The sequence below is a fragment of the Citrobacter sp. Cpo147 genome (genome assembly GCF_030332405.1).
Taxonomy (GTDB): Bacteria; Pseudomonadota; Gammaproteobacteria; order Enterobacterales; family Enterobacteriaceae; genus Citrobacter; species Citrobacter portucalensis.
On sequence record NZ_JAOWHX010000030.1, the window covers coordinates 1,374,570 to 1,401,358 of the forward strand.

Genomic DNA, 26,789 nt, shown 5'->3' on the forward strand with positions numbered 1-26,789 from the left:
ATTGGCGGCGAACGTTCGCCGCTATGACGCACATCCTGCGTCTTTCTTGTTGGCAGGTGGCATGAAAAAAGTCATTTTCTCTTTAGCGCTGGGAACATTTGGGCTGGGCATGGCCGAGTTTGGCATTATGGGCGTTCTCACCGAGCTGGCGCAGGACGTGGGAATTTCTATTCCTGCCGCTGGCCATATGATCTCGTTTTACGCCTTTGGCGTGGTGCTGGGCGCCCCCATTATTGCGCTCTTTTCCAGCCGTTTTTCACTCAAGCATATTCTGCTGTTTCTGGTCACACTGTGTGTGATTGGCAACGCCATCTTCACCCTCTCCTCCTCCTATTTTATGCTGGCGGTAGGCAGGCTGGTCTCCGGCTTCCCGCATGGTGCGTTTTTTGGCGTTGGCGCAATAATCCTGTCGAAGCTCGCCCGTCCGGGAAAAGTCACCGCCGCCGTCGCGGGTATGATTTCGGGGATGACCGTAGCCAATCTGGTTGGCATTCCTTTCGGCACCTGGCTGAGTCAGGAATTTAGCTGGCGCTATACGTTCCTGCTGATTGCCGTCTTTAATATCGCCGTGATGGTCTCGGTCGCTTTTTGGGTACCCAACATCAGCGATGAAGCAAAAGGAAAACTGCGCGAACAATTTCACTTTTTGAAAAGCCCCGCCCCGTGGCTCATTTTCTCCGCCACCATGTTCGGTAACGCCGGGGTTTTCGCCTGGTTCAGCTACGTCAAACCGTACATGATGTATATCTCCGGCTTCTCCGAATCGCTGATGACCTTCATCATGATGCTGGTAGGATTAGGAATGGTGTTGGGAAATCTGCTGAGCGGTCGGCTGTCTGGTCGCTATACGCCGCTGCGCATTGCGGTGATAACCGACTTCGTGATTGTGCTGGCTCTGCTGTTGCTCTTTGCCTTTGGCGGGATCAAAGTCGCGTCGCTGACCTTCGCCTTTATTTGCTGCGCGGGCCTGTTTGCCCTGTCGGCGCCGCTGCAAATTTTACTGCTGCAAAATGCTAAAGGAGGGGAGCTGCTGGGTGCGGCTGGCGGGCAAATTGCCTTTAACCTCGGCAGCGCGATTGGCGCTTATTGCGGTGGCATGATGCTGACGCTGGGCTTTGCCTACAACTACGTGACACTGCCGGCGGCACTACTGTCGTTTTCTGCGATGTCGTCACTGTTGCTGTACGGTCGCCTGAAGCGCGCAGTCCCCCAGATGACACACGCTGCCGGATAGCATCTGCGCTACCCGGCTACGCGAACATTACTCCTGCGGCCACAGCCAGGCCGCACCGCGTACACCGCTGGAATCCCCGTGTAGCGCCTTGCGTAGAGGCGTTTCGCACTCGCCGCCAAAGACAAACTGCTTAATCAACGTCGGAACGTTTTGATACAGTCGGTCGACATTGCTCATTCCACCACCCAGCACAATGACGTCCGGATCGAGAATATTCACCACATGAGCCAGTGATTTCGCCAGACGAAGCTCATAGCGGCTCAACGCTTGCTCCGCAAGAGCATCCTGCGCATTAACAAGGCTGATAATTTCATTACCTTTGAGCTTCTTACCGCTCAGACGCTGGTAGTCGGTGGCAAAACCGGTCCCGGAAATGAAGGTTTCAATGCAGCCTTGCTTGCCACAATAACAGGAGACTTCCTGTCGAAAACGCAGCTCATCTTCGTCCATCCACGGCAGCGGATTATGCCCCCACTCCCCTGCGGTACCGTTGCCGCCGGTGTGCGCCCGACCATTCAGTGCCACGCCTGCGCCACATCCAGTGCCGATAATCACCGCAAACACGGTTTGCGCCCCCGCCGCCGCACCATCCACCGCTTCTGAAACCGCCAGACAGTTGGCATCATTTGCCAACCGCACTTCGCGATTCAGACGCGAACTCAGGTCTTTGTCAAAAGGTTGTCCGTTAAGCCAGGTCGAGTTGGCATTCTTTACCACCCCGGTGTAGGGCGAGATTGAACCTGGAATGCCCATTCCCACGGTTCCCGTCTGCCCGGTGGCGTTTTCCGCCATCTCCACCAGCGTGGCGATGGTTTCTATCGTTTGCCGATAATCATCACGCGGCGTGGGCAGGCGATGGCGAAAAAGCTGCTCGCCCGCATCGCCAAGCGCAATAACTTCCGTTTTCGTACCGCCCAAATCGATACCTATACGCACTGTTTGCTCCTCTTCCCGATTAACAATGCAAGCATAGCGACAATTCGCTATCATGCCCGCTGGATTTAACGACAAGGCCGTGGAAATTATCATGCTGTGGTTCAAAAATTTAATGGTTTACCGTCTTAGCCGCGATGTTTCTTTGCGAGCCGAAGAGATGGAAAAACAGCTGGCATCAATGACGTTCACCCCTTGCGGTAGCCAGGATATGGCAAAAATGGGCTGGGTTCCGCCGATGGGATCGCACAGCGATGCATTAACGCATACCGCCAATGGCCAAATTATTATCTGCGCCCGCAAAGAAGAAAAAATTCTGCCGTCGCCGGTTATCAAACAGGCGCTGGAAGCCAAAATATTCAAACTGGAAGCTGAGCAAGGTCGCAAACTTAAGAAGACCGAAAAAGACTCGCTGAAAGATGAAGTTCTGCACTCATTGCTGCCGCGCGCCTTTAGCCGCTTCAGCCAGACAATGATGTGGATCGATACCGTCAACGATCTGATCATGGTTGATTGTGCGAGCGCGAAAAAAGCCGAAGATACGCTGGCGCTGCTGCGTAAGAGTCTCGGTTCGCTGCCGGTCGTTCCGTTGACGATGGAAAACCCTATTGAGCTGACGCTGACCGAATGGGTTCGCTCCGGCACCACGGCGCAGGGCTTCCAACTGCTGGATGAAGCTGAACTGAAAGCGATCCTTGAAGACGGCGGTGTGATCCGCGCGAAAAAGCAGGATCTGGTCTGCGACGAAATCGCCGTGCATATCGAAGCGGGCAAACTGGTCACCAAGCTGGCCCTCGACTGGCAGCAGCGCATTCAGTTCGTTATGTGTGACGACGGCTCCATTAAGCGCCTGAAGTTCAGCGACGAGCTGCGCGATCAGAATGAAGATATCGACCGCGAAGATTATGCTCAGCGTTTTGATGCCGATTTCATCCTGATGACAGGTGAACTGGCGGCGCTGATTAAAAGTCTGGTGGAAGGATTAGGCGGCGAAGCGCAACGTTAAGCCGTGTTTAGCGAATGGCGACTCAATATCGCCATTCGTCATTTTTACGCTTACAGGTAACGGCAAAGATAGGATGTTGGCTCTGCTACCTGCAGATGAAACTCGCTGTTGCCCGGTACGTTAAACACGTCTCCTGCGGCATACACTTTCCACTCGGTTTCCCCTGGCAGCAGCACGTTCAGTGCGCCACTAACTACCGTCATCTCTTCAGGCGCCGCAGTACCAAAGGTATATTCACCTTCAGCCATCACACCTACACTGGCGCGGCCAGTACTGCTGCTGGTAAAACCGATCGATTTTACTTTGCCGGAAAAGTATTCATTACTTTGAAGCATACAACTGGCCCTATCTCGTGATTAAGTTAGGAACCAATATAGGGGGCTGACGTTCCACCTGTCACGCAAAATTACGCCAGCAATTCCGAAGCCAGTCGAGCAATCAACACATTGGACAACAGAACCGGGACATCCAGCGACTTTTGCAGTAAATCACGATGACGTTGATGAAACCCCAGGCAGTCCAGCATAAGAACATCAGCACCTTGCTCAAGGAGATATTTCCCGGCATCAATCAGCTGTTGTTCGGAACCTTCTACTGGATTCGCCACGGCGTACACTGGCGGAGTTTGTAACACCTGCCACTTTTGTGTCTGGGCTTTGAGCAATTCAGCAACAGGTACAATGACCCCAACCTGATGCCCTTCGACAATTGAAGCCACTAACGGGGGAATAATGCGTATGGGTTCCAACAAGATACTATTGCGGGCGGTCAGACGGGTGATTGAGGCGGTACTCATCAGCAGGATCACATCAAATCCCTGATTATCGAGAACCTCCACAATGCTTTGCAGCGAGCGTTCCACTTTCTGACGTGAGACATGAGCAAGTTGGTGGTCGCTAAGCAGTGTTAATAACAGCTCGTCACCGGGTGAAGCCCCGTACTCGGCCATCACATCTTCTCGCTGCATCTGCCCCAGCAGACTGTGGTGAGTAATGTGCTGTTCATCAATATATTCCGTCAGGAGCGGTAACATCTCACACATCGGCACAACGCCAATCGTGAGGATAGCCAACGACGTACTCATTTGTTGCTCCACCGTCTTCTTACTTTGCTGTGAAATCCCGGATAAGTGCCGGGCGCTGACCTGTGCTACAAATGCTCAAAAGCGTAGCAGTAGATCGGCGGTGTATTGTGTAAAGATTCCAGATCATTCCAGTACTGGATTGTTATTGTTTAATTTTCAATTTTTACTGTATACGGCGAAATTTAAAATAATGTGATGCACGCCCGGACTGGCACTTTTAAGAATCGTGCCAGAGCGGTCTTCATATCAGGTTTTATCGGGGTCTTCGTAGCGTTTTTTAGCATCCATCGCTTCCTGAGCTGAAGGATGCTCACTGATCAACGAATTCGGTTTAGGGTGATCGGCACGAAGTTGATACCAGGTTACCGTCTGGCCTGGCGCCCCTTTTTCAACCGTAACAATGGTCGCTTGACGTGGGTAAGGTGGTTGTGTCGGCATAGTTCTTCCTTTTAACTGGATGAACATTAAGTATAGACACCGCCCTGCAACCGTGGCGCTGCCTGCGCCAGTATTCCAAGAATGTCTTCCACTACCTGCGAAGGCGGATTGGTGGCATCAACGATATAGTGCGCAGCCTCGCGATACAAAACATCGCGCTGGGCGAGCACTTCCTGAACCTCTTCGGTCAACGGCTTGCCGGTTAGAGTCGGTCGTAATCCTTCTTCAGGCGTGGCCTCCAGACGATCAACCAGTACCGATACCGGTGCGCTTAGATAGATAACCACGCCGTGGCTGCGCATGTAGCGGCGATTAAATTCGGTAAGAATGATACCGCCGCCGGTCGCAACAACCGTGGCAGGAGCTGTGACAGCCTGCAGAGCGGTCGTTTCCTGGGCACGAAACCCTTCCCATCCTTCTCTTTCGACGATTTCCGCCACGGTCATTTGCACGTGCGATTGCAACCAGCGATCGGTATCAACGAACTGGAAATCAATAGCCTTTGCCAGCGCCATACCGGTTGTCGTCTTACCACACCCCCGGGGGCCAACAAGAAAAAGAGGTTGCGTCATCACAGAATTTCCCCAGAGAGCCGCCAACAAGCGGGATCTGATGCGGTTAAAAATATAATCATATCATCAAACTAGTACACCGCCAAAACTGTAAATAAAAAATTACAGAAGAAATGGCGAGGTGAGTTAACCCCTACTATAACAAGAATTCACAATGAATAAAGTGTAAATAATAAATTACACACTCTATTTTCTACGCTGAACTTCCAGCCACCACTTATCCAGTTCAGCCGCAAAATGCTGTCTGTCGCGGGGCGAAAGGCTATCCGGCCCCCCGGTCTGAATACCGCTGGCACGCAGTGTATCCATAAAATCACGCATCATCAGACGCTCACGGATCGTCGCGTCGGTATAACGTTCGCCACGCGGGTTAAGCGCCGCCGCACCTTTTTCAATCACTTCAGCCGCCAGCGGAATATCTGCCGTTATCACTAAATCACCGGCGCTGCACTGACGCACAATCTCGTTATCAGCCACGTCAAAGCCCGCAGGCACACGTAATGTGCTGATGAAACGCGAAGGCGGGACGCGCAGGCTTTGGTTGGCCACTAAAACAAGCGGCATTTGCATGCGCTCAGAGGCGCGGTACAAAATGTCTTTAATCACATTCGGACACGCATCGGCATCCACCCATATTGTCATAACTTCTCCCCACTGGTGTGCTGTCGCACATTGTCGCGTGCTTTTACTTTCAGGCAAAGTGCTGTTTCTCCTTCTGAACATATTCATTCCGCGCTAAGCTTACCTTTCCCAGATTTACCCTAAATACTTCAAGTAACTTGAAGTATTTAGGGTATAAAACAATGAATATCATCCATAGGGAGTGACAAGATGGACAAGAAAATTGGTTTTATCGGCTGCGGTAATATGGGCAAAGCCATTCTTGGCGGCATGATCGCCAGCGGTCAGGTTCTCCCCGGACAAATCTGGGTCTACACCCCTTCCTCCGATAAGGTCGCCGCACTACACGACCAGTACGGCATTAATGCGGCGCAGTCTGCACAAGAAGTCGCGCAGATCGCTGATATTGTTTTTGGGGCCGTAAAGCCAGGCATTATGATTAAGGTGCTGAGCGAAATTACCTCCAGCCTGAACAAAGACTCCCTTGTCGTTTCGATTGCCGCGGGCGTCACCCTCGATCAGCTCGCTCGCGCGCTGGGTCATGACCGTAAAATCATTCGCGCGATGCCAAACACGCCATCACTGGTGAACGCCGGAATGACCTCCGTCACGCCAAACGCCTTAGTCACGCCGGAAGATACGGCCGACGTGCTCAATATCTTCCGCTGCTTTGGCGAAGCTGAAGTCATTGCGGAGGCAATGATTCATCCGGTCGTTGGCGTCAGCGGTTCAGCACCGGCCTATGTATTTATGTTTATCGAAGCGATGGCAGATGCCGCCGTTCAGGGGGGGATGCCCCGCGCGCAGGCTTATAAATTTGCAGCACAAGCGGTAATGGGTTCGGCGAAGATGGTGCTGGAAACGGGTAAACATCCAGGCGAATTAAAGGATATGGTGTGCTCGCCGGGTGGAACCACCATTGAGGCGGTACGCGTCCTGGAAGAACGCGGTTTCCGTTCATCGGTGATTGAAGCGATGATTAAGTGCATGGAGCAGTCGGAAAAACTCAGCCGCTCCTGAGTTAACACCGCCGGACGTCAGGCCGCCGCTTCAGTGCGGTTACGTCCGGAATTCTTTGCTTTGTAGAGAGCCATATCTGCTGATTTTAACCATTCTCGATAGTGTTCAGTTTCAGATGTCAGCGGCGCAACGCCCACGCTAATGCGCAGGTCAACCTGCGGCGCGCAGGATAAACGCAGTTGGGTAAGCCGTTCGTGAACACGTGACATCGCTGCAATCGCGCTGCTCGCTGACGTGCCACACATGATTACCGCAAACTCGTCACCGCCAAAGCGACCAATCACATCGCTACCGCGTAAGGTCATCTGTAACTGGCGGGTCAGTGCAACAATGGCCTGATCCCCGACGTCATGGCCCCAGGTATCATTGATACTCTTAAAATGGTCGATATCGATGATAAGGAGCGTGGCATCACGCTGATGGCGGCGGCAATTATCAAATTCATTTCGCAGCAACAGTTCCCAATGGCGTCGGTTATACACCCCGGTCATCCCATCTCGCGTACTCATAACCTGTAAGCGGCGTTTATGTTCTGCCAGCCTGATGAGTGTCTGGTAACTCACCCAGGCAAACAGCAACGGGTAAACCACTAACACCGGCAGCGACAGCAGCACGCCCAGTTGCGTACTGCTAAAAGCCACGGGGATATCCGTTAACTGTAACGTCACCAGGCATGAAACCACCATCAACACGGCACCTGCGATGAAGACACGCATCCCCCCTGCGCCCATCAGGTTGATACAGATAATCATCAACAGCGCCGTGGATGGCAGCAAGTTTATCCCCATAATCCCCATCCACATCCCGGCGAGGATGGCATCGGCTTTTAAGTTGGTATATTCGCTATGCAGTGGATCGATAGCTTTACTTGCCAATTGCCATGCCAGATGCGGCCAGACAAACGCCCATCCCACCAGCAAAAGCCACCAGCCTCCGGTTATTGGCTGAGAAACTAATACCGACGCGATAGGGAAAAACATTCCCCCCAGTCCCACCGCTCGCGGCAGCCTGATTCGTCGGGCAAATCGCAGACCGGAACGTTGGTGGTCATTTTGATGAAGCAATATAAATGCTTCATTCGGGACGACCTTCTTTTGATAAAAGTTTTCATCATTCATCGTATTTGGGAATATTCTGAAACAAATTTCCCAAATTATAGGAAGGGGTCTGGTGGCGGAAGTATGATATTTCGGGTGAGCGATTTTACCTGCTCACCCGGAAGTGCTAAGCAGATTTTTTCAGGCAAGCGCTCATAAACTTATTACGATCATCGCCTTTCAGCGACTGTTCCGTCGCCTTGACGTTGCATTCACGCATTTTCTGCTGCTGCGGCGTCAGGCTCTTTTCCTCAGGCGCAGATTTACTGTTTTTCAGGCAATCACTCATGTAGGTCTTACGCGCATCCCCTTTTAAGGTCTGCGCCGTTGCCTGCTGATTGCAGGTGGTCATACGCTGTTGTTGCGGGGTTAACGTCTTCTCGGCAGCACCGACTGTAGTTAAAAAAATAAGGCCAAAGAGTAACGTCATTAATAATGTAATTTTCATAGCACCATCCTTTTCTGAACGACGACACACAGGTAAGTTTGGCTGCTAACGATAAAAATACCACCCAACGGCAAAAGTATTGCCGTCGGGTGTCAGCTTATTTCAGTCCTAACGCCGCTTTCATGGTGTAAAACAGATCGGTTTGATCGGTCAGGCCAACCACATTCGCCGCATGGGGGCCATAGGCTGCAATACGCAGTTGGCTGCCGGTGTGCTCCTGGGACTCTTCTTCAGAGTTGCCATAACTAATGACCATCACCGCGCCATCTTTGGTGTTCAGCGCTTGCGTTAAACCGGGTGCTTTGGTATCCGGTGCGACGATCTGGCTGGCATGTGCGTGGTCAGCGGTTACCACAACCAGGGTGTTGCCATCTTTCTTCGCAAAAGCAAGAGCACGCTGCACCGCTTCATCCAGATCGACCGTTTCACCAATTTGACCACACGGGTTAGCGGCATGATCTTGTTTGTCGATTGACGCGCCTTCTACTTGCAGGAAGAAACCTTTCTCATTCTTGCTTAACAGCTCAATCGCTTTATCCGTCATCTGCGCCAGCGTTGGCACGCTGTCGTTACGTTTTGGATTTGGCGTACAGGTTACTACCGGCTTATCCAGATTCCCGTGATAAGACGCTTTCGGCCCTTCCCAACGCACTGGCATATTACCGTCTGAGAACAGACCCAACAGCGGTTTATCCTGATTCGCTTCGGTAATCGCCGCCAACGTCGCGGCATCGCTCACCATTTGATAACCGCGAGCCTGTGCTTGCTCACGCAGCGTTTTACCCTGCCACTCACCTGCCGTAGCGGTTTCAGTAAATGTTTTTGCTCCGCCGCCTAACGTAACATCCGCACGGGCATTCAATAATTGTTCGGTAATCGACCCTTTACCGCCTTTTTCCAGCGCGTTCGTCGGGCATTTTTCAGCCGTCACGCTCGGGCCATAGCATTTACGCGAAGTGACATGGGCAACCAGTGCGGCCGGGGTGGCATCCTGCAATTCAGCCGTGGAAACGTTGCCTGTCGCCAGACCTGCCGCTTTGGCCATTTCCAGAATAGTGGCGTGATCTTTTTCACGAATATCAACGCCCAGAGCACCATTGTAAGTTTTAACGCCGGTCGTCCACGCCGTCGCGGATGCTGCTGAATCTGTCACATAATCAGGTTTCCCTGTTTTCTTATCCAACGCATAATGCGTGTATTGCCCGGTCAGCGGTAAAGCATCAATACCTTTAAAAAAGCCGCCCGCGCCTTCAGCATAATTTCGCGCTGCCGTTATTTCGGAATCGCCCATCCCATCGCCAATCAGCAAAATAATATTTTTGGCTGGTTTATCGTTCAGGGATTCGCGCAGAGCCGCCGTTTGATCGGCAGACAATCGGCGAGCGCCACCCGGCGTGGTGATATCACCTTGAGCGGCACGATTATCCATAACCGCTACAGTAGATGTTTCTGCATTAATAACCGGGGTAAACAGCAAAGGTAACAGGGCAATCGCGAGTGCGCTTTGTTTCACTTTATATTCTCCATGTATAAATACGGTAAAATTAAAACAAAGCGACTATAAGTATTTGATGTGACACTTTTATGATAATTTGTGGGTGTCCCGCCACAGAGGGTTCAAAACGCTTTTTGTACGCCCTCGCAAGCGCTATGTATGTTCGTCAGAAACGCGGGCATGTGGTTTACATCAGCCAGCGCCCCCTCAATTTGACGAATAAATATTTGCCGATCGTTCCACGCCATATTGCGCAGCATTTCGATGATTACCCGTTCCAACGTTTCGACCTGTGCCGCCAGATCTTGCGACTCTTCTTCTTTTTGCGCGAGCTTAAGTAACAACTCAGTGACGAGGTTTTTCATTTGCTTATTCCCTTAACAAAATATGGGCCACGTTATCATTAAGGCTCACAACTGCCTAGAGGATGAAAGTTGTATTTTTATAAGGAATAAAAAGATTTGCGAAAACAATCACAACACAAAATAAGGGTAAATGCGTCTGGATGCAGAATGATTCAATATAAAAAGGTAAGAAAATTAATAATCACACAAATATATAATACGCAATTATGGATTAACAACGCTGACAGGCAGCGTTGTTAATCAGGAACTCAACGAACCCCGCGCCGACGTCGTAACGCGATAGCCAGTTGCCAGATATTGATAAGCACAATGCTTGCTGTAGCAATGAACACCCAACGGAACCCCGCCATTGCCGAAACCGTCGCCCCCATTAATGGCCCGGCGACGTTGCCGAGATACATAAATGACTGGTTATAGCCAAAGATGCGCCCGGTTATCTGGTCGCTGGAGTATTTCACCAGCAGCGTCTGCACCGCCGGCAACATCGCGCCGTCGGCAAATCCAAGCAGAAAACGTAGTACTCCCAACTGCAACGGCGTGGTGACCCACGACATGGCGAAAAACAGCACCACCGCAAAGATTAACGTCGCCATTAAAATCCGCTCAGTACCAATACGGTCGCCTAATTTACCCAGTCGAGGCGCGGAAATCAGAGCAGAAATGCCCGGTACTGAGGCTATCAGCCCGCTGAGAAAGGCAATATTCGAACTATCTGGGACCATCGATTTGATAAACAGCGCCAGAATCGGCCCAATTGAACCGTTACACAGTTGAATCACCATGGTTGTAAAAAACAGGCTGATCACCAACGCCGGATGCGAAAGCGAGGCAAACACGGCCTTCCCACTCAGACGTTCACTTTTTTTAACCGTCGGGCGAACGCCCTCTTTGATCAAGAACAGTGTGACCAGAAAACTCACCACCAGCAAGGCGGCGGTAATACAGAATACCGCCCGTAAGCCAACATGATCGGCGATAAAGCCTCCCATCAGCGGTCCGCCAATGACGCCGCTAATTTGCGCCGTAGAGAGCGTACTCAGCGCCCAGCCGCTGCGCTCGCGTGGAACCTGTGACGCAACCAGCGCCATCGCATTAGGAATATAGCCGGAGGTTAACCCCATCACCCCGCGCAGCAGAAAAAGCTGCCAGACGTTAGTGGCAAATGCCTGGAGCAAAATCGCAATGGCCATCCCCAGTGAGGCCCGCAGCAGCATCAGCTTGCGTCCTTTGCGGTCGGCCAGACTGCCCCACATCGGAGAAACAATGGCTGAAATCAGGAAGGTGACGCTGAACGTTAATCCGGACCACATTGATAGCGCTTCATGCGAGGTCACGCCCAGTTGGGAGATATAGAGTGGTAAAAAAGGCAAGATTTGGCTAATCGCCAGTCCGGTAAAAAAGCACCCGAACCAAACGGAAATAAGGTTAACTCTCCAGGATTCCATAAGGACTCATAACGATAAGTAGCTGAAAACTGCGAGCAGCTTAACAAATTACTTAGCCGAATAAGGGTCTACAGGTGCGATAAATCACAGTTTAGGATTTTATCTTCCCGCTCATCATATTTGTGATATAGCTCACATCAAACCCATAATACAAACAGGGGATTGTGCTTCCCGCGCAATCTGCGTGTATGTCCCCTTCTAATCCCCTGTCATTCGCCAAAACAATCTGCCAGAAGCCGAGGAAACCTGCGTTTTGTCGTGGTAATGTATGTGCTTTGCATTCATGGAATGGGTTTTTAAGATGGCAAAGTTGCGGGTAGGAATCGTATTTGGTGGTAAATCAGCGGAACATGAAGTGTCATTGCAATCGGCAAAAAATATTGTCGATGCCATCGACAAGACTCGCTTTGACGTTGTGCTGTTAGGTATTGATAAACAAGGGCAATGGCACGTCAGCGATGCCAGTAGCTATCTGCTCAATTCAGACGATCCGGCGCATATTGCGCTGCGGCCTTCTGAAACCAGCCTGGCGCAGGTACCCGGTAAACAAGAGCACCAGTTGATCGATGCACAAAACGGTCAACCACTGCCGACGGTCGATGTTATTTTCCCAATCGTACACGGTACTTTGGGTGAAGATGGCTCTCTGCAGGGCATGCTGCGCGTGGCGAACCTGCCGTTTGTCGGTTCTGATGTGCTGGGTTCTGCTGCCTGTATGGATAAAGACGTGACCAAACGTCTGCTGCGTGATGCCGGGTTAAACATCGCGCCATTTATTACTCTCACTCGCGCGAATCGCAACAGCATCAGCTTTGCCGAAGTAGAATCCCGCCTGGGTCTGCCGCTGTTTGTAAAACCGGCCAACCAGGGATCGTCCGTTGGCGTCAGTAAAGTAACCAGCGAAGCCCAATACGATCAGGCCGTCGCGCTGGCATTTGAATTCGATCATAAAGTCGTTGTGGAGCAAGGGATCAAAGGCCGCGAGATCGAATGTGCGGTACTGGGCAACGATCATCCGCAGGCCAGTACCTGTGGTGAGATCGTGCTGAACAGCGATTTTTACGCTTACGACACTAAATACATTGACGATAACGGTGCCAAAGTTGTCGTTCCGGCAGCAATTGCGCCAGAGATTAACGATAAGATCCGCGAAATCGCCATTCAGGCATACCAGACTCTGGGCTGTGCCGGCATGGCGCGCGTGGACGTCTTCTTAACTGCTGAAAACGACGTTGTGATCAATGAGATCAACACGCTGCCTGGCTTTACCAACATCAGTATGTATCCGAAACTGTGGCAGGCGAGCGGTTTAGGCTATACCGATTTGATCACTCGCCTGATCGAACTGGCACTGGAACGCCATGCTGCAGATAGCGCGCTGAAAACCAGTATGTAAACCCGTCAGGATGCCTGATAGAGCTATTGGGCATCCTTTGCTTCATCATCTTCAACGCGGCGACGGATGATTAATCCGGCCAGCCAAAAGCTAATCACCCAGGTCACCAGCCCCACCGCATAGGTTTGCCATCCCTGCGCTTCAAAACCTAATAACCCCACCACGCCATTCAGAATAAAGATAAGCCCAATAGCGAAAGCATAGTAGTGCCAGTCTCGGCGGATTTTTACAGGCAGGTTCATAACAGCTCCGGTGAAAATACAACACAGGGAGGCATCCTCGCACATTTCCCCGAGGGCGTCTGTGGTCTGTGCGGAATTTCTTAAATGTAACTCAGTTTCACTTAAGGTTACATAATTGTGACCATCAACAAAAAACCGAAATCCAGGAATAATCTCTACCTGAAATTACCATCATTCTGATATTGACATTGCCGATCACCTGTCAGACTCACTCTCAGTTCCAGGCATTACGTCAAAAAAAGCAGGTTATTTCCGGAGGTCTTTATGGCTGATTTTACGCTCTCAAAATCCCTGTTTAAGGGCAAGCATCGGGATCCCTCCTCCCTGCCCGGCAACATTGCGTATGCCGTATTTGTGCTGTTTTGCTTCTGGGCGGGTGCACAGATTTTAAATCTGTTGGCCCACGCACCCGGCATCTATGAAGAACTGATGCAGCTGCAAATGCAAGAGACAGGACGCCCGCGGGTCGAAATCGGTTTAGGCGTCGGTACTCTCTTTGGACTGATCCCCTTCCTGGTAGGAAGCCTGATTCTTGGTGCCATCGCGGCGATCATGCGCTGGCGTCACCGTCATCATAAAGATGACTGATTCATACACTTCGCCCGACGATCGTCCACGCGTTTAGCAAACCATGCGGTAGTCAGATTACGCGTGATCTTCGGGCTTTCCAGTTGAATGCCCGGCAGCATTTCACGAGGAAGCGCTTTCCCGGTCTTCGCTTCCGCCAGCTTGTAGACCTTCTCGTACAGTGCGGTCTCTTCAAAGGCCTGGCTGTCACCTTTTTGCAGTTGACGGCGGATCTCACTCTCGCTCATCCCTAGCTTCCCGGCCAGTTTACGTACCGCCAGCTCCGTTTTGCCCGGCTCACTGCTGCCATAGAGAATCAGATCCCCATCCATCGCCAGCTTCACTCCGCTGGCTTTACTGACCGCATTCTGGAAAGCTGCATTGCGGCTCGCATACCATCCGGCATTAAAATCGGCGAAGCGGAAGATTGGCGCACTGTAATTCGCCGGGTAATTGAGCAGATGATATGTACCAAACCACAACCCACCACGGCGGCTAAACACTTCCTGACGTACCGTCCCCGCCATTTTCCACGGATACCCGCTGGTGTGCTGCTCAGCAAACGCGATACTGACCTGCATTGGACCACCGGTATGTACCGGATTAAGCGATCCGAACAATGTCTGCCCCATCGGCACCATGTTGATGAAATCATCAAAGATAGCGCTAAGCTGTTTTTCCGTCTTCACCGTATCCAGACGCTCGCTGTAGCTTTTCCCCGTTGGCGAGTTAATCTTTAGCGCGGTATGCACGACAAACAGCGGGATATGCATACGTTCTGCGCGACGATCAATCTCTTTCCAGGCTATTTTGCTTAAACCAGGAACAGCCGGATCGGCCTGGAAGTTTGACTCCTGCTGCGCTACCGCCAGCACCGAACAGATGTTTTCAACCGTCGGTGCCAGCTTCTGGCTTTCAAAGGTCTTTGCCAAATCCTGCGCCCACGCGTCCCGGTCTTTCACGCTGGCGGGCATTTTCTGGCGCACCACGCTCGCCACATCGACGGCTTTCTCCCCCTTTTTTAGCGGCTGCGCGGGTTGGCTACTACATCCCACCAGCACCAGTGCTGCCAGACCAGACAAGGGGTAAAGACGGGAAACCGTCGACATAGCATCTCCTTATTATTAACTCAGCGTATGGGTAACTTCCTGAATATCCTGACCATCAAGCTCTCGTTCAAAGCTGCGCAGACGCTTATAAATAGACATCAGTTCCACTAACGTTGTCCAGGAGTTAATCAGATACTGGAACGAGCCGCGCACCTGGCCAAACACGTTGGTGATTTGCGTCATCAAACCGAGCGTAATCGTACCGGCAACAATTGACGGAAACAGCAGGAACAAACCGAAAACGTTATCAACCTGCAGGTAAAGAATACGGGCGATATTGAAGTACATATAGTGAAAATAGAGGCGGAAGTAGTTTTGCCGTACCGCATGGAACAGTTCACGCACCGTCGGTGGCGTCGCACGGTTGCCATCATCTTCGCCATACACCAATTCTTTACGATAGGCCGCTTCCACGCGCTGGTTTTTAAACTCCAGCCCGGGAAGTTTTATCCCGACCACGGCCAGTAAGCCGGTTCCCATCAGCGACCAGACAATCGCGGCAATCACCAGGCCATAAGGCACATGTCCAACAATCGGCAGGTCAGGAACATGGGCAGAGAGCGTAACCAGTACAGGCAGGAAGGCAATCAGCGTCATAATCGCGTTGATAAAGCTGACGCCCATATCTTCCAGCGTAGAAGCAAAACGCATGGTGTCTTCCTGCACACGCTGCGCTGCGCCTTCGATGTGACGCAAATGCTGCCAGTGCGCCATATAGTGTTCGTTCATCGCGGTACGCCAGCGGAACACATAGTGGCTGACGAAGAAGTTGTTCATCACGCCAATGACTACGGCTATCAGCGCAATACCGAGAAAAATGCCCACTTCATGATAGAACTGCTCAATCTTCACCTTGTGTGGTGCGCTGAGCGCAGTTTGAATCAGGTCATAAAATGGCGCATACCAGGCGTTGACAGCGACACCGACTTCAACCAGAAACCAAGTCACAAAAATAATCAGCGATGTGCCAAGAATAGACCAGTACTGCCAGCGGTGTGGGCTGTAGAGAAACCAGAACAGCGCGAACACCCCGACACAAAGAATGTAGTACGCATAAAAAATCAGGTAATCCAACGACCAGAAACGCGCTGCGCTAATAGGTACGTCTCCCGACGCGCCGGTAATATGTGCAACCCAGGCTCCCCCACCTGCTTGCCAGAATACAACGGCGACGAGTGCCCAAATAAATGCCGAAATAAAGAACGGCCCCGGCTTTGGGAAAAAAGACTTAAACATAGTGCTCTCCTGCTAACTTCTTATCGTTATGACGACTGCTGTGCATTTGCCACCGTAGAGTGCGGAGGCCAGACGGCTTACGCCCAAAAACACAAGCTGAAACCGACAATTGTGACCAAAACCGAGGCACTTAGTTCGCACCTCGGTTATGAAGAATTGTTTCTGTGGTTTTCACACTCGACAACGTTCCAGTATGTGCAGATTATCACAGCGTGAGATCACAAAAGCGAACATCCGCAATCCAGGAAACTCCTGTGTTTACTCATCGTTACGTTTTTCCCACTATCATTGGTTGATAAGCGCTTTGCAATACGCCGATGAGTAGTATAAATACGCATACGCACGACATCCTTTTTCACTTTCTCTAACTCATGGACACCACCGTTGAAACGTAGTCTGCTTTTTTCTGCCGCGCTGTGTGCGGCGTCATTGACATCTGTCCAGGCGGCACAGCCTATAACCGATCCGGTCTTCGCCTCTGATATCGTTGATCGTTATGCCGACCATATATTTTACGGCAGTGGTGCTACGGGGATGGCGCTCGTGGTGATTGATGGTAATCAGCGTGTATTTCGCAGTTTTGGTGAAACACGCCCCGGCAATAATGTTCACCCGCAACTGGATTCCGTAATCCGCATTGCCTCAATTACCAAATTAATGACCAGCGAAATGCTGGTGAAATTACTCGATCAAGGCACGGTCAAACTCAACGATCCATTGAGTAAATATGCACCACCTGGCGCACGCGTACCCACTTATCAAGGAACACCAATTACGCTGGTGAATCTGGCGACACATACCAGCGCACTACCGCGCGAACAGCCAGGCGGGGCAGCCAAACGGCCGGTGTTTGTCTGGCCAACCCGCGAGCAGCGCTGGAGCTATCTCTCAACGGCTACGCTTAAAGCCGCGCCAGGATCGCAGGCTTCTTATTCCAACCTGGCGTTTGATCTGCTGGCCGATGCGCTGGGTACCGCGTCAGGTAAGCCTTATCCGCAGCTGTTTGAAGAAAAAATCACCCGCCCGCTGGGGATGAAAGACACCACCTTTACGCCGTCCCCCGATCAGTGTCGACGCCTGATGGTCGCGGAAAAAGGTGCCAGCCCTTGTAACAATACTCTGGCAGCGATGGGTAGCGGCGGCGTTTATTCAACGCCTGGCGATATGATGCGCTGGATGCAGCAGTATCTCTCTTCTGACTTTTATCATCGTAGCCAGCAGGCCGACCGGATGCAGACGCTGATTTACCAGCGTACACAGTTAACTAAAGTGGTGGGAATGGACGTTCCAGGCAGAGCCGATGCGCTTGGTTTGGGCTGGGTCTACATGGCGCCGAAGAATGGCAGACCGGGAATTATTCAAAAAACCGGTGGCGGCGGTGGCTTCATTACCTATATGGCGATGATCCCACAGCAAAACGTTGGGGCATTTGTCGTAGTGACGCGCTCTCCGCTGACCCGTTTTACCAATATGAGCGACGGTATCAACGAACTGGTTGCAGAATTGAGCGGGTACAAGCCACAGGTCATTCCTGCATCCTGATTCAATACTCAAAAGGCAAACGGTTAATGCACACCAGTTTGCCTTTATTCATTTCAATATAACCGCCTTTGCGCAATGCCGCGAGAACCTCAGCGACAACCGAGCGTGAAATTCGTGTGCGTTGGTGAATATAGTTCATAACTCCAATGCGTGAACGAAGGGCTTCATCCCATTTCGTCATAGAGATCAATGTCGCGCGGATCTGATCGTAGGAGTTGTTGCCGATCAACTGCAGATCGCGTAATTCAAGCATGGAGTTTTGCCATGCCAACCAACAAAAAGCTTCACGCCAAAGCTGGCACTCTTCAATTATATTAATTGTTTGCGAGGCAGGTAGATGGTATCCCGTACAATCGCTTTCTGTGATTAATCTGTATTGTATATCTGTTTTTATCACACCATCTGAAAGCCCCATAATAAACGGTGCCTGCGCAATACCGACCAGCACATTCTCCCCTCGCCTCAGGGAAATTACACCATTTAAAATGATAAAGGTATCGTCACTGTTTATATCACTGGAATAAATTATTTCTTTATCGTTATCACACTCAAAGTGTTTGCCATATTTTGACAAACATTTATCAAGCTTACCAAATTCCACAAGCGGTTTATTTGCAGACAACATTTGGGCATTCCTTGCAATAAATGCCCGTCAAATCCGTGACGGGCATTTTTCTGAGTTAGATTATCTTTTCTTTAACAACAAGAGATGTCTTACCAGGTATATTTAACACCAACATTTGCAGACCAGTCTTGATCAACATCGCCACCACCGAGGTAGTTAGCATCGGTGTATGCGCTGAAGTTTTTGGTAAAGCTGAACTGAGTACCCAGTCCAACACGTACCGCAGAACCTTCTACACCGTTGTCGATAGAGTCGCCGTTTACGTCAGAATCGTTGTTAGAGTCATCGTAAACGTAGGCCAATTTGAAGTACGGGGTCAGCGCCTGGTCGTCGCTGTAGGCGAAGGTATAACCTGCATCTACACCGAGTTCATAGCGCATGCTGTCATAAGACTGACCATCAACTTTCATGTCGTTGCTCAGCTTATAATCATCACCAGACTGGAACAGACCGGATACGCTGCCGTATGGCGTTACGTAACCTGCATCACCCAGCTTCAGGTCATAACCCAGTTTCAGGCCAAAGCCCCAGGCGTCAGATGAGGTGCTGCCATCAACATACTGACCGTTGCTCATGTTAGCAGTCAAATCGTTGTTGAAGTGAGAGTAGCTTAAGTTACCGTCAACAAAGATGTTGTTGGCAAAGTGAGCAGAAGAGTAGATGTAGGCAGTCTGGCTATCCTGATCCACCTGACCGGTACGGTCGCTCATATCACCTTTCGCGAAGCCTGCTGCAGCACCGACAATCCACTTAGCGTTGTTACCATCAATTTTGGAATCAACACCGACCATGATGCCGTTAACATCCTGATCGTAGTTAATGGTGCCATTATCTGCATCGAAGCTACCACCGAAGTAGCTAACCCATGCACCACCGTTATCAACCAGACCATGACGCGCGTTAGTCAGACGAGTACCAACGGTATCTTGTTCCAGGTTCCAGATATTGGTGTTAGCAGACGGAATGCTCAGCGCCATGTTCGCGTAGTCTGTCAGTTCCATCTGCTGCAGAACAACGGTGTTACCCTGCTGCTGTGCCTGATAGGTGTAAGCACCCAGGTCAGCTTTGTTGGCTGCAGAGAAGGTCGCAGTGCTGTTCGCGTCGTTAACGTAGACCAGCTCGTTACCTTTGTAATCCGCAACAGAACCTGCGCCAGTCGCGTTGTCGATACGGACTTTATAGTTACCGGTTGCCGCGGCTACATGGTCACCATAGTTATCAACTTCAGACTGATCGCCTGAGGTGTCGGAATCGCCGTTACCGTTGATAGTCAGATGACCATCAGAGTTCATCGCGATCACGCCATAACCGTAGTTAGACTGAGATTCATCGTTAGTGCGATCGTTGGTCAAGTCAGCATCCAGCACATAGTTGTTGCTGTTGATGTCGAAAACACCCGCGTTAACATGGTTATAAGCGTCGGTGTAGCTGGTCAGATTCAGGGTATCAACCTGCAGCGCATTACCGGTACTGTTACCCACATCCAGAACACCGTTGTTGGTGACGTTAATGGTGTTTGCATACAGCGCAGCACTACCTACACTCCAGCCAGCAGATACGTCGTCAGCAATCGTTACAGTACTGTTGTCGATAGACAGAGTATCTGTTGCAACATGACCATCTTCGGTGATGTTCAGTGCAGAACCACCGGTCAGGCCAATAGTGTCGGAGATCAGGATAGAATCACCCACGTTGACAACCGAACCGCTGTTAATGCTCAGGGTGTCGATCAGAGATGTTTTGGTGGTATCCCACTGTGAACCCGTATTCAGGGTCACATTGAACAGGCCGCTCTGGTAGACAGCGTTGCCAACTACATGACCATTTTCGTCATAAGAAGTTGTGTCGCTATCAATACCGTAGGTTGAATCCGGCCACAGGCTGTTAGCGGTGATGTCGATCAGAGTAGCGGTGGCTTCAGTGCCTGCAGCGTAGCTGTCATACACGCCGTCTGGAGTTGTTGCATCCAGAATACCGTCACCATCTGTATCAACTGTTTTTTCGAAAACACCATCGCCATTAGCATCTGTACCAAGATCAACCTGGTGCACAGACATTGCCGCACCGACCCACTTACTGCCATTGTTCAGGGTCAGATCCAGACGGTCAGTACCGTCCCAACCATTGGTATCCAGGTCAGCATCGGTATCACGATAAGTGTCAGCACCGTTCGGGAAGAAGTTCTCATCGAAGTTGCTGGAGAACAGCACGTCACCCATCAGCGTGGAATTATCAAACGTGGCAGTGGTCTGCATCGCGTTATCCGCATCCGGATGTGCAATAACCGCTAATGCAATATCGTCAGCGTTCCAGCCATTACCGTTGTAGTCGCTTGCATTGCTGGTGTTACCAAACCAGCCGGTGGTACCTTCGTCAGACCATGAGCCAGAGGTCACGGTAGAATCGCTGACAGCGATAGTGTTGTTAAATACTTCACTGCTGTTTACGCCAGTGCTGACGGTATTATCGTCAATATCTGCCCACTCGTAACCCTGAGTCAGGGTAATGCCAGCGACGTGAGAGTTGGCGGAGATAGACAGATCAACTTCTTGATCCAGCGTGATAGCCGTACCCAGGTTATAAACGTCGACAACGTGCGTGTCAGCTGCGTCATTATACGTACCGTTGTAGGTATAATGTTCGTAGTTGTCATCGATAGTTGAGTTGATGACGTTCATCGCCAGGCGATCATAGTAATAGTCAGTACCCGTACGGTTAGTACAATCCGTGGTCATACATTCGGATGTCACCATACCGTGAATGGTGCTGTTTTTAATGGTCAGGCTGTTGTTATTGGTGTTAGTAGACAGCCCATCATCCAGATAATAAGTAGAAATAACGCCGTTGACAGTGGCGTTATTGATTACCGGATAAATATCACCGTTATAAATACTATCGGTATCGTAATTGTTCCAACCGACATATCCATCATAATAGACGCCATCCGCATAAGATGCGTCATTATAATGAGCAAACGTTGTGTAGGTGGTCCCAGAGATATCAGTTGAAGCATTCGCCTGAGAAGTGATTGCCAAAGTGCAGGCTAATGCTAATTGTGATACTACAAGCTTCTTTTTCCAAGTGTGCATTTGTCATCCCTCCTCAGGGACGTAATATAGTTGATCCATCAATTATCAATGCAAAGAAAACATTTTATGTTTCGCGGGAAGGATTATGCGGTTTCACAAAGGAAAGGTTCAATTATTCTTTGGCTTAAGTCCGATTACGGACAATAGACATGCAAATTATTCGGAACAGCAAACAAACGTAAAAATCATTTCTATTTTAGACAGTTACAGGCAAAGACACTGGCAAAACAATATATTAAATTTATGATTAACTTAAAAATCAAACGTCAGCAAATAAATACCGTTAAATCCCGCCACTTAATTAAAAATTAAACTAAACTAAATTCACCATAAAACTAATCACTATTTAAAATAGTCATAATTGCAAAAATAGAGATAATACATAATACCACGCATTGATAACATCACCATAACCTCGGCATAACGCCAACTTTCGTAAACCCCTCGCCCTCAGGTTCGGGTATACTACGGCCTTCGATTCCACAAACATCAGGCATACCATGACAGACCTAATCCAACGCCCTCGTCGCCTGCGCAAATCCCCTGCGCTGCGCGCTATGTTTGAAGAGACAACACTCAGCTTAAATGACCTGGTGTTGCCGATCTTTGTTGAAGAAGAACTCGACGATTACAAAGCTATTGACGCCATGCCCGGCGTGATGCGCATTCCGGAGAAGCACCTGGCGCGCGAAATCGAACGTATTGCTAATGCCGGTATCCGCTCGGTCATGACCTTCGGGATTTCTCATCACACCGATGAGACCGGCAGCGATGCCTGGAAAGAAGACGGTCTGGTGGCGCGCATGTCGCGTATCTGTAAGCAGACCGTACCAGAAATGATAGTCATGTCCGACACCTGCTTCTGTGAATACACCTCGCACGGTCACTGCGGCGTATTATGCGAACATGGCGTTGATAACGACTTAACCCTTGCTAATCTCGGCAAACAGGCAGTCGTTGCCGCAGCAGCGGGCGCAGATTTCATCGCCCCTTCCGCCGCAATGGACGGCCAGGTACAGGCGATTCGCCAGGCGCTGGACGCCGCGGGCTTCACCGATACTGCGATCATGTCCTACTCCACCAAGTTTGCCTCTTCTTTCTACGGCCCGTTCCGTGAAGCCGCAGGCACGGCGCTGAAAGGCGATCGTAAAACGTATCAAATGAACCCGATGAATCGCCGTGAAGCGATTCGCGAATCGCTGCTGGATGAAGCCCAGGGAGCAGACTGCCTGATGGTGAAACCGGCAGGCGCGTATCTCGATATTCTGCGTGATATCCGCGAGCGCACCGAGCTTCCGATTGGCGCTTATCAGGTCAGCGGTGAATACGCGATGATCAAATTTGCGGCGATGGCAGGTGCAATAGATGAAGAGAAAGTGGTGCTGGAAAGCTTAGGCTCGATCAAACGCGCTGGCGCGGATCTGATCTTCAGCTACTTCGCACTGGATCTGGCTGAGAAAAAAATCCTGCGCTAACCACTTTGTTGCCGAATGGCGACTTCACCTTATCGGGCCGACAGTTCCAGGCCCGATAAGTAAAACCCCACCAACAATCATCCCGCCCGATAAAACGGCTTGTCTCCCAAAATTGTCGCCCGGTGCATAATGCGCCTCTGTGGCAGATAATCCGCATTCGCATAATGCTGCGTCACGCGATTATCCCAAATCGCCACATCGTTGGGCTGCCAACGCCAGCGCACCTGAAACTCCGGTTTAGTGATATGCGCGAATAAAAAACTCAGTAACGCCTCGCTCTCTTTTTCCGTGACATCGACAATTCGCGTGGTAAATCCTTCATTCACGAATAGCGCCTGCTTCCCGCTCACCGGATGCGTACGCACCACCGGATGCAACAGGGGCGGATGCTTCGCCACCGCTTCCAGTCAGCGCTGATGCTCCTCTGGCGTCTTGCGGTATTTATATTCCTGAAATGATTTACGAAAATCATGTTCTGCCCGCAGGCCGCTCAGCAACTGGCGAAACGGCTCAGACAACGCATCATAAGCGGCAATCCCACTGGTCCACAGGGTGTCTCCCCCGGTCGATGGCAGCTCTTTTGCAGCCAGAATCGCCCCGGCAGGCGGCGTGTCAATAAAGGTGACATCGGTGTGCCAGTTGTCGTTATCCGGCGGATTGTCGTTATGAGTATCCAGTACGATAATCTCTTCTACCCCTTCGGTATGCGGATAGACCGGGTGAATATGCAGATCGCCGAAACGCAACGCCAGTGCGCGCTGCTGTTGCGGCGTAATCACCTGCTCACGCAGGAACACCACCTGGTGGCGCAGTACCGCGTGATAAAGCTGTTCAAACTGATTATCGCTCAGCGGACGCGTTAAATCCGCACCAGTGATTTGTGCGCCAATATACGGCCCCAGCGGGGTAATGCTCAAACGTTCACTCATTGTACTTCTCCATGCCAGGGCGTCAGGCGACGCTGAATCGCGCGCAGACCCAGTTCTAAAATAAATGCGATAACGGCAATGACCGCGATCCCTGCCAGCACCACATCCGTTGCCAGAAACTCACCGGCTGACTGCACCATAAATCCTAACCCTCGCGTGGCCGCGATCAGTTCAGCTGCCACCAGCGTCGACCAACCCACGCCAAGCCCAATGCGTAACCCGGTGAGGATCTCCGGTAATGCCCCCGGCAAAATAACAAACCACAGCACCTGCGCACGGCTGGCCCCCAGCGACTGTGCGGCGCGCACTCTCACCTGCTGCGCACTTTTCACCCCCGCCAGCGCCGACATCGCCACAGGGGCGAAAATCGCCAGATAGATCAGCAGGATCTTGGAGGTTTCACCGATGCCAAACCAAATGACCATCAGCGGTAAATAGGCCAGGGGAGGAACCGGACGATACAGTTCAATGATCGGATCGAGAATGCCGCGCATCGTAGGACTCAGCCCCATCGCGATCCCAACCGGAACGCCCAGCAGCACCGCCGCCAGCAGCGCGATAACAATACGCGTCAGACTCGCCGCCAGATGCTGCCACAGCGTGGCATCCATAAACCCTTGCGGCCCGGCAATGACGAGCAGCTTTTGTAAAACCTGTCCCGGTGGCGGTAAAAACAACGGACTGATTAACTGCAGCGCCGCCACCGTCCACCACACCGCCAGAATGACGGCCAGCGTACCGAGGCTTAAGGTAATCTGTCGCGAAAACGGCCAACGCCAGTTCAGCACCCGCTGGCGACGGGGTTTATCATTAATCACCACGCTCATGAGAATGCCTCCCGTTGTTCAAAGACACGACCTAACACGTACTCGCGCATGGCGATAAACTGCGGATCGGACTTAATGCTGCGGCTCGACTCTCCGGCCACAAAGCGACGGGCGAAATTGAGCGGCAGACGTTCCAGTACCCGGCCAGGGCCTGGGGACAGCAATACCAGTTCTGTCGCCATAAATACTGCTTCTTCAATATCGTGGGTAATCAGCAGCACCTGTTTGCCGGTCTCATGCCACAGCTTCAGCAGCAGGGTTTGCATCTGCTCGCGAGTAAAGGCGTCGAGCGCGCCAAAAGGTTCATCCAGCAGCAACAGCTGCGGATTGGCCGCCAGCGCCCGCGCAATGCCGACGCGCTGACGTTGCCCACCGGAAAGTTGCCAGATAAAGCGTTTTCCCGCGCCCTCCAGCCCGACTTTCTGCAACATATCCAGGGCAATACGCTGGCGCAGCTGCTTGTCCACGCCCGCCAGTTGCAGACCAAAAGCCACGTTGTCCTGCACGTTACGCCAGGGCAGCAGACCTTCATTCTGGAAAACGACCCCGCGATCTGCCCCCGGGCCATCAACCCTGTTACCCGCCAGCGTGATGCTGCCATGCTGATACGGCACAAACCCGGCAATCAGATTTAACAGCGTGGTTTTCCCGCAACCGGAAGGCCCGAGTACCACCAGCAGTTCACCACTATCGAGCGTCAGGTTGATATCCTCCAGCGCCGGTTTTCCACCGTAGCTGGCGGCAAGATGAGAGATTTGCAGCATCATCGCCTCCTTATTTATTGCACGAAGCGATCGGTAACGTACTGGCTGTAATCTGTCGCGACAGCGGGGACTTTGCCCTGCTCTTTAAGGAACTGCGCGGTGTCGATAATCGCTTTGTTCACCGGGCCGGTTAGCTCAGCGGTTTGCTGTTGCGGTGTCAGGTAAGTGTTACCTTTCACCAGCCCCGGTACATCCGCCTCCGGTACGCCGCTCAAACGCGACAGTTTGCTGATATTCTCCGGCTGCTTCAGCCATTCATCAGGATTAGCGATATAAGGCTGCTGGGCATCGATAGCGCTTTTGGCAAAGGCTTTCACCACCTCAGGATGCTTCTCGGCAAAATCTTTACGCACCACCCACACGTCAAGCGTCGGTGCTCCCCACTCGCCAACCTGTGAGGAGTCCGTTAACACCTTACCGTCTTTTTCCAACGCATTGACCGCAGGTGCCCAGACATACGCACCATCAATATCTCCGCGCTGCCATGCGGCAATAATCGCCGGTGGTTGCAGGTTCACAATCTCCACCTGGCCGGGTTTAATCCCCCAATGTTTCAACGCCGCCAGCAGGCTGTAATGGGTGGTGGAAATAAACGGCACGGCAATGCGTTTGCCAATCAAATCTTCCGGTTTACTGATGTTTTTCTTCACCACCAGCGCTTCAGAATTGCCGAGCTTTGATGCCAGTAGGAAAACCTCAATAGGCACCTGCTGGCTGGCAGCGACCGCCAGCGGGCTGGAGCCAAGATTACCGATCTGCACATCACCGGATGCCAGCGCACGAACGATGCTCGCGCCGCTGTCGAATTTGCGCCAGTCAACGGTCGCCCCGCTCTCTTTGGCAAAGGTATTGTCCGCCTGCGCCACTTTGGCAGGTTCGGCGGAGGTCTGATAAGCAACGGTGACGTTCACCGCCTGCGCCTGAAATGCGATGAATGCCAGTGCGGCAAGAAGTGTGTTACGCGATGAAATAGCCATGATTGTCTGCTCCCCTGTCTTGTTATGGAGGCAGTATTTCGTTGCGGCACAATTTGATAAAGGAATTAAAAATTCTGGTTAATAGCGTTCTGTTTTTAGAAAAAAAGCGGCAATAGTTAGCTATTTCGCTCATTACGGAATGTAGGCCGGATAAGGCGCTTGCGCCGCCATCCGGCAATCAATGCCTGATGCGCTTATCAGGCCTACACTCGCTGTAAATTATTGCGATTTTGTTACATTCGTTACATATCCG

General features: G+C 51.4%; 26 protein-coding genes and 1 pseudogene. 7 read left to right on the forward strand and 20 right to left on the reverse strand.

The window, feature by feature from the left end; translation table 11 throughout:
• Nucleotides 1–61: 61 nt before the first annotated feature.
• A complete protein-coding gene (gene araJ / locus OGY06_RS09145) occupies nucleotides 62–1,234 on the forward strand; it encodes an MFS transporter AraJ (protein WP_063941368.1) in 1,173 nt (390 codons plus the stop codon).
• A 27-nt stretch (nucleotides 1,235–1,261) separates the two neighbouring features.
• Here the strand turns inward: araJ and mak are convergent, their stop codons facing one another.
• Nucleotides 1,262–2,170, reverse strand: coding sequence for a fructokinase (gene mak, locus OGY06_RS09150; RefSeq protein WP_126955934.1), 909 nt, complete (start codon nucleotides 2,168–2,170; stop codon nucleotides 1,262–1,264).
• Between the two features lie 91 nt (nucleotides 2,171–2,261).
• Between mak and rdgC the strand changes: the two genes are divergently transcribed.
• Nucleotides 2,262–3,173: a recombination-associated protein RdgC gene (gene rdgC, locus OGY06_RS09155; RefSeq protein WP_003021479.1), complete on the forward strand. Its 912-nt coding sequence runs from the start codon at nucleotides 2,262–2,264 to the stop codon at nucleotides 3,171–3,173.
• Between the two features lie 50 nt (nucleotides 3,174–3,223).
• Here the strand turns inward: rdgC and ppnP are convergent, their stop codons facing one another.
• From ppnP to OGY06_RS09180, 5 genes are all read right to left on the reverse strand, one after another.
• A complete protein-coding gene (gene ppnP, locus OGY06_RS09160) occupies nucleotides 3,224–3,508 on the reverse strand; it encodes a pyrimidine/purine nucleoside phosphorylase (protein WP_003021477.1) in 285 nt (94 codons plus the stop codon).
• A 71-nt stretch (nucleotides 3,509–3,579) separates the two neighbouring features.
• On the reverse strand, nucleotides 3,580–4,257 hold the full coding sequence (locus OGY06_RS09165) for an AroM family protein (protein ID WP_003830963.1): 678 nt from the start codon (nucleotides 4,255–4,257) through the stop codon (nucleotides 3,580–3,582).
• Nucleotides 4,258–4,503: 246 nt separating this feature from the next.
• Complete coding sequence (yaiA, locus tag OGY06_RS09170; RefSeq protein ID WP_003830961.1) at nucleotides 4,504–4,695, reverse strand: protein YaiA; 192 nt, start codon at nucleotides 4,693–4,695, stop codon at nucleotides 4,504–4,506.
• A 26-nt stretch (nucleotides 4,696–4,721) separates the two neighbouring features.
• Entirely contained in the window at nucleotides 4,722–5,267 is a 546-nt protein-coding gene (gene aroL, locus OGY06_RS09175; protein WP_003830960.1) for a shikimate kinase AroL, read from the reverse strand.
• A gap of 186 nt (nucleotides 5,268–5,453) precedes the next feature.
• Nucleotides 5,454–5,909: a YaiI/YqxD family protein gene (locus OGY06_RS09180; protein WP_003830959.1), complete on the reverse strand. Its 456-nt coding sequence runs from the start codon at nucleotides 5,907–5,909 to the stop codon at nucleotides 5,454–5,456.
• 189 nt (nucleotides 5,910–6,098) lie between these two features.
• Here OGY06_RS09180 and proC point away from each other — a divergent pair, with 189 nt between their 5' ends.
• On the forward strand, nucleotides 6,099–6,908 hold the full coding sequence (proC, locus tag OGY06_RS09185) for a pyrroline-5-carboxylate reductase (protein ID WP_003830958.1): 810 nt from the start codon (nucleotides 6,099–6,101) through the stop codon (nucleotides 6,906–6,908).
• A 17-nt stretch (nucleotides 6,909–6,925) separates the two neighbouring features.
• On the opposite strand, the gene adrA is transcribed toward proC, so the two are convergent.
• The 5 genes from adrA to OGY06_RS09210 form a co-directional block, all read right to left on the reverse strand.
• Nucleotides 6,926–8,041, reverse strand: coding sequence for a diguanylate cyclase AdrA (gene adrA / locus OGY06_RS09190; RefSeq protein ID WP_122973925.1), 1,116 nt, complete (start codon nucleotides 8,039–8,041; stop codon nucleotides 6,926–6,928).
• 91 nt (nucleotides 8,042–8,132) lie between these two features.
• Complete coding sequence (gene psiF / locus OGY06_RS09195) at nucleotides 8,133–8,453, reverse strand: phosphate starvation-inducible protein PsiF (RefSeq protein WP_003830956.1); 321 nt, start codon at nucleotides 8,451–8,453, stop codon at nucleotides 8,133–8,135.
• Nucleotides 8,454–8,550: 97 nt separating this feature from the next.
• A complete protein-coding gene (gene phoA / locus OGY06_RS09200) occupies nucleotides 8,551–9,966 on the reverse strand; it encodes an alkaline phosphatase (protein WP_003830955.1) in 1,416 nt (471 codons plus the stop codon).
• A 104-nt stretch (nucleotides 9,967–10,070) separates the two neighbouring features.
• Complete coding sequence (locus OGY06_RS09205) at nucleotides 10,071–10,313, reverse strand: sigma-S stabilization anti-adapter protein IraP (RefSeq protein WP_003830953.1); 243 nt, start codon at nucleotides 10,311–10,313, stop codon at nucleotides 10,071–10,073.
• 248 nt (nucleotides 10,314–10,561) lie between these two features.
• A complete protein-coding gene (locus tag OGY06_RS09210) occupies nucleotides 10,562–11,758 on the reverse strand; it encodes a multidrug efflux MFS transporter (RefSeq protein WP_003830951.1) in 1,197 nt (398 codons plus the stop codon).
• A 301-nt stretch (nucleotides 11,759–12,059) separates the two neighbouring features.
• Here OGY06_RS09210 and ddlA point away from each other — a divergent pair, with 301 nt between their 5' ends.
• Entirely contained in the window at nucleotides 12,060–13,154 is a 1,095-nt protein-coding gene (gene ddlA, locus OGY06_RS09215; protein WP_032934537.1) for a D-alanine--D-alanine ligase, read from the forward strand.
• 23 nt (nucleotides 13,155–13,177) lie between these two features.
• On the opposite strand, the gene OGY06_RS09220 is transcribed toward ddlA, so the two are convergent.
• Nucleotides 13,178–13,396: a DUF2754 domain-containing protein gene (locus tag OGY06_RS09220; protein ID WP_003830949.1), complete on the reverse strand. Its 219-nt coding sequence runs from the start codon at nucleotides 13,394–13,396 to the stop codon at nucleotides 13,178–13,180.
• Nucleotides 13,397–13,660: 264 nt separating this feature from the next.
• On the opposite strand from OGY06_RS09220, the gene OGY06_RS09225 reads away from it, so the two are divergent.
• Entirely contained in the window at nucleotides 13,661–13,984 is a 324-nt protein-coding gene (locus OGY06_RS09225) for a DUF2755 family protein (protein ID WP_003830948.1), read from the forward strand.
• Here the strand turns inward: OGY06_RS09225 and OGY06_RS09230 are convergent.
• A complete protein-coding gene (locus tag OGY06_RS09230; RefSeq protein WP_126955935.1) occupies nucleotides 13,969–15,072 on the reverse strand; it encodes a DUF1615 domain-containing protein in 1,104 nt (367 codons plus the stop codon). The genes OGY06_RS09225 and OGY06_RS09230 overlap by 16 nt on opposite strands.
• Before the next feature lie 15 nt (nucleotides 15,073–15,087).
• Nucleotides 15,088–16,308 carry a peptide antibiotic transporter SbmA gene (gene sbmA / locus OGY06_RS09235; RefSeq protein ID WP_003021430.1) on the reverse strand — a complete coding sequence of 407 codons (1,221 nt, stop codon included), beginning with the start codon at nucleotides 16,306–16,308 and terminating at the stop codon, nucleotides 15,088–15,090.
• 384 nt (nucleotides 16,309–16,692) lie between these two features.
• Here sbmA and ampH point away from each other — a divergent pair, with 384 nt between their 5' ends.
• Nucleotides 16,693–17,850, forward strand: a complete 1,158-nt coding sequence (gene ampH, locus OGY06_RS09240) for a D-alanyl-D-alanine-carboxypeptidase/endopeptidase AmpH (protein ID WP_003830945.1) — start codon at nucleotides 16,693–16,695, stop codon at nucleotides 17,848–17,850.
• A 1-nt stretch (nucleotide 17,851) separates the two neighbouring features.
• Here ampH and iprA read toward each other — a convergent pair whose 3' ends face one another.
• The gene (gene iprA, locus OGY06_RS09245) at nucleotides 17,852–18,475 is read right to left on the reverse strand and encodes a hydrogen peroxide resistance inhibitor IprA (RefSeq protein ID WP_003830944.1); all 624 of its coding nucleotides are present in this window, start codon (nucleotides 18,473–18,475) and stop codon (nucleotides 17,852–17,854) included.
• 89 nt (nucleotides 18,476–18,564) lie between these two features.
• Entirely contained in the window at nucleotides 18,565–21,564 is a 3,000-nt protein-coding gene (gene ehaB, locus OGY06_RS09250) for an autotransporter adhesin EhaB (RefSeq protein WP_286605130.1), read from the reverse strand.
• A 500-nt stretch (nucleotides 21,565–22,064) separates the two neighbouring features.
• On the opposite strand from ehaB, the gene hemB reads away from it, so the two are divergent.
• The gene (hemB, locus tag OGY06_RS09255; protein WP_003830941.1) at nucleotides 22,065–23,039 is read left to right on the forward strand and encodes a porphobilinogen synthase; all 975 of its coding nucleotides are present in this window, start codon (nucleotides 22,065–22,067) and stop codon (nucleotides 23,037–23,039) included.
• A gap of 77 nt (nucleotides 23,040–23,116) precedes the next feature.
• Here hemB and tauD read toward each other — a convergent pair.
• The 4 genes and pseudogenes from tauD to tauA all read right to left on the reverse strand — a co-directional run bounded on the left by tauD (nucleotide 23,117) and on the right by tauA (nucleotide 26,536).
• Nucleotides 23,117–23,968, reverse strand: a pseudogene (gene tauD, locus OGY06_RS09260) (taurine dioxygenase).
• A complete protein-coding gene (gene tauC, locus OGY06_RS09265) occupies nucleotides 23,965–24,795 on the reverse strand; it encodes a taurine ABC transporter permease TauC (protein WP_148362359.1) in 831 nt (276 codons plus the stop codon). Before tauC ends, tauD begins: the two are co-directional and overlap by 4 nt.
• Nucleotides 24,792–25,559, reverse strand: a complete 768-nt coding sequence (gene tauB / locus OGY06_RS09270) for a taurine ABC transporter ATP-binding subunit (protein ID WP_126319864.1) — start codon at nucleotides 25,557–25,559, stop codon at nucleotides 24,792–24,794. The genes tauC and tauB overlap by 4 nt, the downstream gene beginning before the upstream one ends.
• Nucleotides 25,560–25,573: 14 nt before the next feature.
• Nucleotides 25,574–26,536: a taurine ABC transporter substrate-binding protein gene (gene tauA / locus OGY06_RS09275; protein ID WP_218667601.1), complete on the reverse strand. Its 963-nt coding sequence runs from the start codon at nucleotides 26,534–26,536 to the stop codon at nucleotides 25,574–25,576.
• Nucleotides 26,537–26,789: the final 253 nt, after the last annotated feature.

Excerpts from the sequence above, each read along its gene's own strand:
- araJ (WP_063941368.1), top strand. The coding sequence starts at position 62 with ATGAAAAAAGTCATTTTCTCTTTAGCGCTGGGAACATTTGGGCTGGGC.
- rdgC (WP_003021479.1), top strand. The coding sequence starts at position 2,262 with ATGCTGTGGTTCAAAAATTTAATGGTTTACCGTCTTAGCCGCGATGTT.
- ppnP (WP_003021477.1), bottom strand. The coding sequence starts at position 3,508 with ATGCTTCAAAGTAATGAATACTTTTCCGGCAAAGTAAAATCGATCGGT.
- OGY06_RS09165 (WP_003830963.1), bottom strand. The coding sequence starts at position 4,257 with ATGAGTACGTCGTTGGCTATCCTCACGATTGGCGTTGTGCCGATGTGT.
- yaiA (WP_003830961.1), bottom strand. The coding sequence starts at position 4,695 with ATGCCGACACAACCACCTTACCCACGTCAAGCGACCATTGTTACGGTT.
- aroL (WP_003830960.1), bottom strand. The coding sequence starts at position 5,267 with ATGACGCAACCTCTTTTTCTTGTTGGCCCCCGGGGGTGTGGTAAGACG.
- OGY06_RS09180 (WP_003830959.1), bottom strand. The coding sequence starts at position 5,909 with ATGACAATATGGGTGGATGCCGATGCGTGTCCGAATGTGATTAAAGAC.
- proC (WP_003830958.1), top strand. The coding sequence starts at position 6,099 with ATGGACAAGAAAATTGGTTTTATCGGCTGCGGTAATATGGGCAAAGCC.
- psiF (WP_003830956.1), bottom strand. The coding sequence starts at position 8,453 with ATGAAAATTACATTATTAATGACGTTACTCTTTGGCCTTATTTTTTTA.
- OGY06_RS09205 (WP_003830953.1), bottom strand. The coding sequence starts at position 10,313 with ATGAAAAACCTCGTCACTGAGTTGTTACTTAAGCTCGCGCAAAAAGAA.
- OGY06_RS09210 (WP_003830951.1), bottom strand. The coding sequence starts at position 11,758 with ATGGAATCCTGGAGAGTTAACCTTATTTCCGTTTGGTTCGGGTGCTTT.
- ddlA (WP_032934537.1), top strand. The coding sequence starts at position 12,060 with ATGGCAAAGTTGCGGGTAGGAATCGTATTTGGTGGTAAATCAGCGGAA.
- OGY06_RS09220 (WP_003830949.1), bottom strand. The coding sequence starts at position 13,396 with ATGAACCTGCCTGTAAAAATCCGCCGAGACTGGCACTACTATGCTTTC.
- OGY06_RS09225 (WP_003830948.1), top strand. The coding sequence starts at position 13,661 with ATGGCTGATTTTACGCTCTCAAAATCCCTGTTTAAGGGCAAGCATCGG.
- OGY06_RS09230 (WP_126955935.1), bottom strand. The coding sequence starts at position 15,072 with ATGTCGACGGTTTCCCGTCTTTACCCCTTGTCTGGTCTGGCAGCACTG.
- sbmA (WP_003021430.1), bottom strand. The coding sequence starts at position 16,308 with ATGTTTAAGTCTTTTTTCCCAAAGCCGGGGCCGTTCTTTATTTCGGCA.
- iprA (WP_003830944.1), bottom strand. The coding sequence starts at position 18,475 with ATGTTGTCTGCAAATAAACCGCTTGTGGAATTTGGTAAGCTTGATAAA.
- ehaB (WP_286605130.1), bottom strand. The coding sequence starts at position 21,564 with ATGCACACTTGGAAAAAGAAGCTTGTAGTATCACAATTAGCATTAGCC.
- hemB (WP_003830941.1), top strand. The coding sequence starts at position 22,065 with ATGACAGACCTAATCCAACGCCCTCGTCGCCTGCGCAAATCCCCTGCG.
- tauC (WP_148362359.1), bottom strand. The coding sequence starts at position 24,795 with ATGAGCGTGGTGATTAATGATAAACCCCGTCGCCAGCGGGTGCTGAAC.
- tauB (WP_126319864.1), bottom strand. The coding sequence starts at position 25,559 with ATGCTGCAAATCTCTCATCTTGCCGCCAGCTACGGTGGAAAACCGGCG.
- tauA (WP_218667601.1), bottom strand. The coding sequence starts at position 26,536 with ATGGCTATTTCATCGCGTAACACACTTCTTGCCGCACTGGCATTCATC.